Raw genomic sequence first — 8,885 nt, 5'->3', positions numbered from 1 at the left:
GTCTGCCGGTGCGGCCACGAGCGAAGCGCCCATGAGCACCACCGCAGGGGCAGCGACTGCGCGCTCTGCGATTGCCCACGCTGGTCGCGCCAGCTCCGATTCTTCGCAGCCTCCGGCCGGTAGCGCAGGTTCGCCACCGCCGCCGGGTCGACCAGACCGGGCGGAATGAGAATCCGGTCATCCAGTCCATTGCATCGCGATCGGTACGCGATGATGGCTCGCGTGAGGGGAGAATCCGAGGTCTGGCGCGCGCTCGGCAGGCTCACGCCGACCGAGCGACGGATCTGCACCGCGTTCCCCACCGGGGCCGAGGTCGACCTGCGAGCCGGCGACGCACGGATCGACGATCCGGCGAGCGCCGAGGACTGGCCGGCGAACCGTACGGTGCGCGCCGAAGGAGGTCATGTCAGGTCCGGAAATACCCGCCAAAACCGGCAAATCAGGGCTCGTCCCGCCGCAACTCGCGTCCTCTCGACACACCACCGGCCCCCGCTCTAGCCTCGTCATCAATATCTGCGCACGAATCTTCCCGACGTCGTGCCAACTCGGGTGAACAGGTGGGGACCTAACCGTATGAGAACTCAGATACAGCGGAGGCTGCTCCCGATCGGGGCAGTCTCCGTGGTCGCTCTGGCCCTGATCGGGTCATCGGCCAACGCAGCCTCCACGCCGCGCGGATCGCACAATCTTCCGCACGCCACGGGGCAGCAGCTCACGCCCTTCGGAACCGTGCGCGCGAACGCGCTCGGCGGGCCGCCCGGAAATCCGGACGGCGGAGTGGACGACCCGACCTCGGCGGACCAGCAGTACTTCCAGGCGCGCAGCGCCCCCGGAATCGTCGCCCCCGGTGCTTACAGCGCGGCCATCGGCCAATTGAAGTCGATGGACACGGCCGGCGGTGACTGGCGGCAGGTCACGAACAAGCCGTACAACTCCGACGACCCGATCTACCGGGACTACGACTCCAACTCCTCGGCCGGCTCCGGCAACGTGACCGGGCGCATCACCGGTCTCGCCGCGGATAACGAGGGCCACGTCTACGCCGGTGCGGCCAACGGCGGAGTGTGGCGCTCCAGTGTCGGCGGCGGAAGCTGGACGCCCATCTCCGACAAGCTGCCCGCGGAGTCCACCGGCGATCTCGAGCTCGACGCGCGCGGAGACCTCTGGTACGCCACCGGCGAGGCCAACACGGCCAGTGACACGTTCACCGGCTCGGGCGTGTACGTGCTGCGCGATCCCGAGCACCACACGTTCTCCACCCACGACCGGGTCGGCGGCACCGAGCTGGAGTCCACCAGCATCCGCAAGCTGCGGATCATCGGCGGCACCGCTTGGGCGGCGACCACGCGCGGCGTGTGGACCCACTCGGCGACTAATCTCTCCGGGCCGTGGAAGCTGGCGTTCGCGCCGAACCCCGCCTACCTGCCCGGCGGCTCGCTCGCGGCCGATCCGAGCGCGATCTACAAGAACATCGTCAACGACGTCGCGGCCGATCCCAAGGACCCGTCCAAGGTCGTGTTGGCCGTCGGCTGGCGCAGCGGCGACACCTACAACGGCTTCTACACCCGCCAGAACGGCGTGTGGACCCGGATCACCACCTCGCTCGGCGACCTGCCCACGGCGGCCGCCAACGTCGGCGCGGTGACCTTCGCCCGGTCCAAGGACGGATCGAAGTACTACGCGATCAACCAGGACCCGACGCTGATCACCAGCCCGAAGAGCACGCTCGGCGGCATCTACGTCTCCAACAGCGGTTCGCCGCTGGGACCGTGGACCCTCGTGGCTACCTCCGCCAAGCTGGAAGCCTCCGGCTCCGCCGAGACCGGCGCGACCTACAACCCCGGCGTTCAGGCCTGGTACAACCAGTTCCTGCAGGTCGACCCGAACGACCCGCGTCACCTGTACGCGGGACTTGAAGAGGTCTACGAATCCCACGACGCGGGTGCCACCTGGCAGACCGTCGGCCCCTACTGGAACTTCACCTTCGCCTGCTGGTCGATCGACCCGACCGAACAGTCCGGCACCTGCTCCCAGACGACCCACTCGGACCAGCACGCGGTGGCGATCGGCAGCTACAAGGGCAAGAGCTTCGTGTACGTCGGCAATGACGGCGGCGCGTACAAGCGCCCGGTGAAGGGTTCGGTCGACACGCTCGGCCACGCCACCGACTGGCAGTCGCTCAACGACGGCACTATCAACGTGCTGCAGTACTACTCGGTCGGCGTCGGCAAGGACACCAAGAGCGGCGGCTTCGACGTCTCCGGCGGCCTGCAGGACAACGGCCAGTCGATCCTGCGCCCCAGCGAGCCGGTGATGGGTTCCAACTTCGGCGGCGACGGCGGCGACACCCTCGTCGACCCGGCGAACGGCTGCAACATCGCCGAGGAGTACACCAACCTCGCGATGTGGGTCACCAACGACTGCGGCGCGAACGTCAGCACCGACCCGTCGACCGCCACGGAGTACAGCGTTCCGCCCAACGACGGAGTGACCGGCAACGCCCGGTTCATCGCGCCGTTCACCGCGGACGCCAAGAACCCGAACACATGGGTCGCGGGCGGCGAGCACGTGGCCGTGCAGACGAAGGGCTACGCGATCCGGTCCACCTCGGACTGGACCGACGTCTACGACCTGGGCTCGGGCAACGTCGCGACGGCGGTCGCCGCGTCCGGCGGCACGATCTACGCCGCGTGGTGCGGCGGAGGGTGCAACGGCCCCGGCTTCAGTCGCGGCATCGCGGTGGGCAAGGCCGACGGAACCGGCTGGCACCAGCTGAATCTGCCGGTCAACGGAGTCGTGCCGAACCGCTACCTGTCCGGCCTCGAGATCGACCCGCACAACGCCAACCACGTCTACCTCGCGGTCAACGGCTTCTCCCGCAAGTGGACCGAGGGTCCGGGCGCCGGTGTCGGGCACATCTTCGAGAGCTGGAACGGCGGCGTCACCTGGTGTGACATCTCCAAGAACCTGCCCGACGTGCCCGCGAACTCGGTGCGCATCCTGCCCGAAGGCTCGCTCGTGCTGGCCACGGACTTGGCGGTGTTCTACCGCGGCGCCCACTCCTCCGAGTGGAAGGTACTCGGCGAGAACCTGCCGACGAACGCCACGCTCCAGGTCAAGATCGGCCCGGACGGCAGGATCTACGCCGCGACCCACGGTCGTGGCATCTGGTCGCTCGCGGCCCCGCACGGGTGGGATGGGCACTGATCCACTGATCCAGGTCACGTGATCCGGAGTCAGATCCGGGTGATAGATGCGTGACCGCTGAGTAACCGCCGCGGGGCGGTAGCTGTCCGGTGAATTCCGGCGGCTACCGCCCCGCGGCGCGTTCTTACGGCGCGTTCTTACTACTCGTTCTAGGCGCGGCGATCAGTGAGACGAGCCGGTCGCTCGGGACGTGGGCTTGCGTAGGTCGACCGGGTTCTGTGGATCCGAGCCCGCGCTCTGGGAAGGCTTTGCGCTCGCCGGACCCGAGGGCACGCTGACTGCGGATGGGGAAGCCGGCGCTGTGCTCGGTGTGACGCTCGGCGTGCCCATTTCGGTAGTGGTGGCCCCGGATGTCTGGGAAACCGTTGGCGCCAGCGTCGCTCTACTCCCCGGCCCGGTGCCAGACCCACAGGACGACAGCGCGCATACCGCGGCCGCGATCACGACCAGCGAGGCGACACCACTCGCTCGAGCACCGCTCATCGCGCATCCTCCTCGACTCTTGGACGCACCATAGCCAGCGCGCGTTCCGGCGCGCTTAGCGCGTGCGCTGTCGCCGATAGCGCAGCTCGACGATCCCGCTGGGAGAAGCGGTGTTGGAGACCAATTCGAGTTGGTACGACCTGGGAACGCCGTCGAACAGCCGAGTGCCCTCGCCCGCGACGTACGGGAACATGCTCACGTGGAGTTCGTCGATCAGGTCTAGCTGCATGAACGAGCGAAAGAGCCGCACCCCGCCCCAGACCAGGATGTACCCGTCGCCGCCCTGTCTGAGCTTGTCCACCTCCTCGGTCGTGTCCCCGGCGGCGATCGTGCTGTTGGCCCACTCGGCGCTCGTCAGCGTCCGGGAGAAGACAATCTTGGGCGCGGCGTTGAGGATGCCGGCGAACGGGTGGTCGGCGGCCGTCGTCGTCATCGCCTCGGCGATTGACTCGTAGGCGACGCGACCCATGACGTGCGCGTCCGCGTTGCGGATGAAGTCGAGTTGCGCCGGGGCGTCGGGCTGACTGTTTTCGGGCTGGTCGAAGCAGAAGTTCCAGAACTCGGTGCCCTCGTCCGCGAGCAGGCCGTCAAGAGAGTAGTTGAACACCGTTGCCAGCAGCTTGCGCATGATCCGCACTCCATGGTCTCGACGAGGTGGCCCAGATATGACGTCGACTCATTAAACGCCGTGGTCCCCCCGCCTGAGCGAGGGGACCACGGCGCTGCACACAGCGTTCGTATTCAATTTTGCTCCGGATGGCGGCGACGCTGCCGCTTGCCTTCAGGCGTGGATGACCGGCGCGGCCTCGGGGTCGGCCGGGTCGGGCTTGCCGGCCTTGAGGATCAGACCGCAGACGATCGCACCAGCACCGAAGATCGCGGCGGCCCACCAGAACGCGACCGTGTAGCTGTGGATCGCCGCGTTGGCCTGCACCAGCTGGCTGGTGGCGTTCTTTCCGACCAGGTAGCTGGTCAGCGCCGAGGTGGCCAGCGAGTTGAGCAGCGCGGTGCCGATCGAGCCGCCGATCTGCTGCGCGGTGTTCACGGTGGCCGAGGCCACTCCCGCGTCGCGCGCCTCCACCCCGGAGGTGGCGGCGTTCATCGCCGGGGCGAAGATCATGCCCATGCCGACGCCGACGACCAGCAGCGGACCGAGGATGTTCGCGGCGTAGGTGGAGCTCAGGCTGATGCCGGTGAGCCAGACCATTCCGCCGCCGCCCAGCAGCATGCCGGCGAAGACCAGGATCTTGGCGCCGATGCGCGGGTAGAGCTGCGTCGTGCTGATCGTCGCCGTGATCATCAGGGCGGCGACCATCGGCAGGAACGCGACGCCGGTCATCACCGGCGAGTAGCGCAGGATCTCCTGCAGGTAGTAGTTCAGGAACAGGAACACCCCGAACATACCGATGCCGGTGAGGAACATCGCCAGGTAGGAACCACCGCGGTTGCGCTCGAGGATGACGCGCAGCGGGAGCAGCGGATGCTTGGTGCGGGTCTGCCACCAGGTGAAGATCGCCAGCAGCGCGACGCCTCCGGCCAGGAAGCCCCAGGTGCTCGGCGTGCTCCAGGCGTGCGACTCGGCGTTGGCGAAGCCGTAGACGATGCCGAACAGTCCGCCCGAGACCAGCACCGTGCCTGGGATGTCGAGCGAGGGCCGGCCGACCTCACGTGGGTGCCGCGGGATCAGCGCGGCGGCGCCGATGATGGCGACGACACTGATCGCGACGTTGACGAACAGCGTCCAGCGCCAGTTCATGTACTCGGTCAGCACGCCGCCGAGCAGCATGCCGATCGCCGCGCCGGAACCGGCGATACCACCGAACACGGCGAACGCGGTGGCGCGCTCCTTGGCCTCGGTGAACGTCGTGGACAGCAGCGAGAGCGCGGCCGGTGCGAGCATGGCGCCCGCGACACCCTGCAGAGCACGCGCGATGACCAGCACTTCGAAGTTCGGCGCGGCGCCGCCGAGTGCGGAGGCCGCGGCGAAGCCGACCAGGCCGATCAGGAACATCGCGCGCCGGCCGATGACGTCGGAGACCCGGCCGAACAGGAGCAGCAGGCTGCCGAAGGCCAGCGAGTAGGCGGTGACGATCCACTGCCGGTCACCGTTGGAGAAGCCCAGCGCCTTCTGCGCGTCGGGCAGCGCGATGTTCACGATCGTGACGTCCAGCACGATCATCAGCTGGGCCAGGCCGATGATGGCCAGGATCCACCAGCGCTTGGCGTGCTGAGTGTCGGGTGGCGATGCGGGCGCGGCGTGGTTTATCTGCGCGCCCGCGCTGGTGGTCTGGGTATCTGTCATCGGTCATTCCCCATACATCCGGAGGAGCTTTCTCCACTTCCGAAAAGGACAGTATCATAGAAGCGGAGAATGCGCCTCCATATGGAGAGCGATCTTCCACTTAGGCGCACCAGTGGTTCACCCGAGGTGCCCCTGACGGCGGGACGAAGGCAGGAGCGAGTCGAAAATGAACACGAAACCCCAGGTGGAAGGGGACAGAACGGCAATCACCGCGCAGACCGGCGCCGCATCCGTATCGGTACCCGCGTTGGCGACGCCGACCGAAAGCCGGCCGCTGCGGCGCGACGCCGAGCGCAACCGCCGCCTCATCCTCAGCGCGGCGAAGGTGGTCTTCGCACGGCGCGGCCTGGACGTGTCGCTCGACGAGATCGCCAAGGAGGCGGGCCTCGGCGTGGGCACGGTCTACCGCCGCTTCCCCAACCGCGACGCACTGATCGGCGCGCTGTACGACGACATGGTCGTCTCGATCAAGCGCATCGCCGACGAGGCTCTTGCCCTGCCGCGCGCCTGGGACGGCCTGGTGCACTTCATGACGGAAATGCTCGCGACCCAGGCGCATGACAAGGGTCTGCGAGACGCGATGATCGCGCAGGAGATGCATCTGGACGAGCACGACCCGCAGAAGGGTCAGGCGGTGCGCGAGATCGTGCAGCCGATGCTCTACGCCCTCGTGGAGCGCGCCCAGCGGGAAGGCGACCTGCGCGCGGACGTGGTCCCCACGGACATCGCCGTCATGCTGATCACGGCCGTCACCATGCTGGAGCTCACCGCGCCGGTGGCTCCCGACAACTGGCGCCGCCACCTGTCCGTCATGATCGACGGTCTGCGTGCTCGCCCTGACGGCGCGAACTGCGCGCTCACCGAGCCCCCGCTCGACGACGAACAGATCGAGGAATGCATGACCGGCTGGAAGTACAGCACCCGGCAGGCCCCGCGTCAGCGGACCTAGGACGTGCTTTAGAACTAGCCGTCCTGATCTACGACACCGGCGTGGTCGAGGATTGCGCCGGCGGTAGTGGCGGCGATGCCGCGCAGAGCGCCAGCCTGTACGACTGCTCGCGCGCTCGCGCCGTCGAACACGATGGTCAGTTGCTGGGCCAGCAGCGCCGGATCCCGCACCCCCGCGCGCTGCGCCTCCTGCTGGAAAAACGCGGTCAGCGCGTCCTTGTATCTGCGCGCGGCGAGGCTGGCCGGATGGTCGGGCCGTTTTAACTCCACCGCCGCCGCGACGAACGGGCAGCCGCGATAGCCCGGTGACGTCGTCAGCTCCTCCAGTCGCTCGAACACGTGCAAGATCCGGGCGCGCGGCGGGCGATCGTCCTCATCGGAGGGAGCGAGAGAGGCCCAGTAGGTGGGGGCAATGCGCTCCAGGCTGGCCGCCATCACCTCGTCTTTGCTGTCGAACAGCTGGTACATCGATCGCTTGGACACCCCGGCCGCGCGACACAGCGCCTCGACCCCGACGCCGATGCCGTCCGAGTAGAACAGCTGCGCCGCGGCGTCCAGCAGGCGATCGCGCGTCGCCGCGAGCGCGGTGGAGGACGAATCGGTCATGCCGATCAGGGTACGCCGCGCACTTGCGTTTTGAAAACCGATCGGTTTACAGTCGTGGAAACCGATCGGTTTTCGGAGCGTGGACGAAGAACGAAGGAAGGCTGACCATGACCGACATCAAGGGCTCGGTAGCACTCGTGACCGGTGCAAGCCGCGGGATCGGCAAGGCGCTGGTGCAGGCTCTGTACGAACGCGGCGCCGCCAAGGTCTACGCGACCGCTCGCAACCCCAAGTCCATCGGCCACCCGGATGCGGTCCCCCTCGCCTTGGAGGTCACCGATCAGCAGTCGGTGGCCGCGGCCGCCATCGCGGCCCCGGACGTGACGATCCTGATCAATAACGCCGGAATCTCGCTCGGCGCGTCCTTCCTCGACTCCCCGCTCGACGACATCCGCCGCGAGTTCGAGATCAACTTCTTCGGGCCCCTGCTCACCACCCGGGCGTTCGCGCCGATCCTGGAGCGCAACGGCGGCGGTCACATCCTCAACATGCACTCGGTACTGTCCTGGGTCACCCTGCCGGGGGTCGAGGCGTACAGCGCGTCGAAGGCCGCGTTGTGGTCGCAGACCAATGGGCTGCGCCTCGCGCTGCGCCCGCGCGGAATCGGCGTGACAGGGCTGCACGTCGGCTACGTCGACACCGACATGACAGCCGGTATCGACGCGCCGAAGGTCTCCCCGCAGCACGTCGCGCAGGTCGCCCTCGACGGCATCGAGGCGGACGCGCCCGAGGTCCTCGCCGACGAGTTGACCCGCCAAGTGAAGGCAGGCCTGTCCGCCGACATCACCGCCCTCTACCCGCAGCTCGCTGCCGGCGCCTGAAGGAACTAAGCACTCAGCCCTCAGGCCCAAGAAAGAAGGGAGGACCGGCATGTCCGCGACCATCGCCCCGGAGTCCGCACTCAGGATCCCGGGCGTCCACAGCCGATTCCTCGAACCGGCCGGTTCGTCCGACTCGCGCACCCTGGGTGGCCCAAGCGAGTACGGCCCAAGCGAGTACGGCACAGGCCGGCTGCGCTAGCTCACCGGCGGGACCGGTGCGCCCCTGGTCATGCTGCACACCGTGCGCACCCAGGCCGAGCACTTCCGCCACCTGATCCCGCTGGTGCAGCAGCGCTACACCGTGTACGCCCTCGATCTGCCCGAAATGGGCTGCTCGCAGATCGTGCCCGGTGCCTCGTATCAGGAGCCGGCGATGCGTGCGCTGCCGTCAAACGGCTGATGACAGAGCTCGATCTGCGCGACGTGACGCTCCTCGGCGAGTCGATGGGCGAACGTCCCGACGTTCCGGCCCTGCTGCTCGGCTCGACGCCCTAGGACGCGACAGCCTAAACGCCGTA

Annotated in this window: 7 protein-coding genes and 1 pseudogene; 5 read left to right on the top strand and 3 right to left on the bottom strand. The window is 67.9% G+C overall.

All coding sequences use genetic code 11. From position 1 onward, the window contains the following. Positions 1-573: 573 nt before the first annotated feature. Complete coding sequence (locus VN779_RS15125) at positions 574-3,207, top strand: glycosyl hydrolase (protein ID WP_325723693.1); 2,634 nt, start codon at positions 574-576, stop codon at positions 3,205-3,207. Between the two features lie 538 nt (positions 3,208-3,745). On the opposite strand, the gene VN779_RS15120 is transcribed toward VN779_RS15125, so the two are convergent. Then, positions 3,746-4,318, bottom strand: a complete 573-nt coding sequence (locus VN779_RS15120) for a dihydrofolate reductase family protein (protein ID WP_325723691.1) — start codon at positions 4,316-4,318, stop codon at positions 3,746-3,748. A gap of 153 nt (positions 4,319-4,471) precedes the next feature. Beyond that, entirely contained in the window at positions 4,472-5,992 is a 1,521-nt protein-coding gene (locus tag VN779_RS15115) for an MFS transporter (protein WP_325723689.1), read from the bottom strand. A gap of 166 nt (positions 5,993-6,158) precedes the next feature. On the opposite strand from VN779_RS15115, the gene VN779_RS15110 reads away from it, so the two are divergent. Further along, positions 6,159-6,941: a helix-turn-helix domain-containing protein gene (locus VN779_RS15110; protein WP_325723687.1), complete on the top strand. Its 783-nt coding sequence runs from the start codon at positions 6,159-6,161 to the stop codon at positions 6,939-6,941. Positions 6,942-6,955: 14 nt separating this feature from the next. Here VN779_RS15110 and VN779_RS15105 read toward each other — a convergent pair whose 3' ends face one another. Further along, positions 6,956-7,546, bottom strand: coding sequence for a TetR/AcrR family transcriptional regulator (locus tag VN779_RS15105; protein WP_325723685.1), 591 nt, complete (start codon positions 7,544-7,546; stop codon positions 6,956-6,958). Between the two features lie 107 nt (positions 7,547-7,653). Between VN779_RS15105 and VN779_RS15100 the strand changes: the two genes are divergently transcribed. The 3 genes and pseudogenes from VN779_RS15100 to VN779_RS15090 all read left to right on the top strand — a co-directional run. Further along, positions 7,654-8,367, top strand: a complete 714-nt coding sequence (locus VN779_RS15100; RefSeq protein WP_325723683.1) for an SDR family oxidoreductase — start codon at positions 7,654-7,656, stop codon at positions 8,365-8,367. 49 nt (positions 8,368-8,416) lie between these two features. Beyond that, positions 8,417-8,566, top strand: coding sequence for a hypothetical protein (locus tag VN779_RS15095; RefSeq protein ID WP_325723681.1), 150 nt, complete (start codon positions 8,417-8,419; stop codon positions 8,564-8,566). Then, positions 8,567-8,817, top strand: a pseudogene (locus VN779_RS15090) (alpha/beta fold hydrolase); the annotation flags it as partial. Between the last annotated feature and the right edge of the window lie 68 nt (positions 8,818-8,885).

The organism is Actinocrinis sp., from assembly GCF_035605935.1.
Taxonomy (GTDB): domain Bacteria; phylum Actinomycetota; class Actinomycetes; order Streptomycetales; family Catenulisporaceae; genus Actinocrinis.
Note: the sequence above shows the minus strand (reverse complement) of the source record. Positions and strands in the feature narration are given on the sequence as shown.

Bases quoted from the DNA above. Each gene is read 5' to 3' on its own strand.
- VN779_RS15115 (WP_325723689.1), bottom strand. From the start codon at position 5,992: ATGACAGATACCCAGACCACCAGCGCGGGCGCGCAGATAAACCACGCC.
- VN779_RS15120 (WP_325723691.1), bottom strand. From the start codon at position 4,318: ATGCGCAAGCTGCTGGCAACGGTGTTCAACTACTCTCTTGACGGCCTG.
- VN779_RS15095 (WP_325723681.1), top strand. From the start codon at position 8,417: ATGTCCGCGACCATCGCCCCGGAGTCCGCACTCAGGATCCCGGGCGTC.
- VN779_RS15100 (WP_325723683.1), top strand. From the start codon at position 7,654: ATGACCGACATCAAGGGCTCGGTAGCACTCGTGACCGGTGCAAGCCGC.
- VN779_RS15110 (WP_325723687.1), top strand. From the start codon at position 6,159: ATGAACACGAAACCCCAGGTGGAAGGGGACAGAACGGCAATCACCGCG.
- VN779_RS15125 (WP_325723693.1), top strand. From the start codon at position 574: ATGAGAACTCAGATACAGCGGAGGCTGCTCCCGATCGGGGCAGTCTCC.
- VN779_RS15105 (WP_325723685.1), bottom strand. From the start codon at position 7,546: ATGACCGATTCGTCCTCCACCGCGCTCGCGGCGACGCGCGATCGCCTG.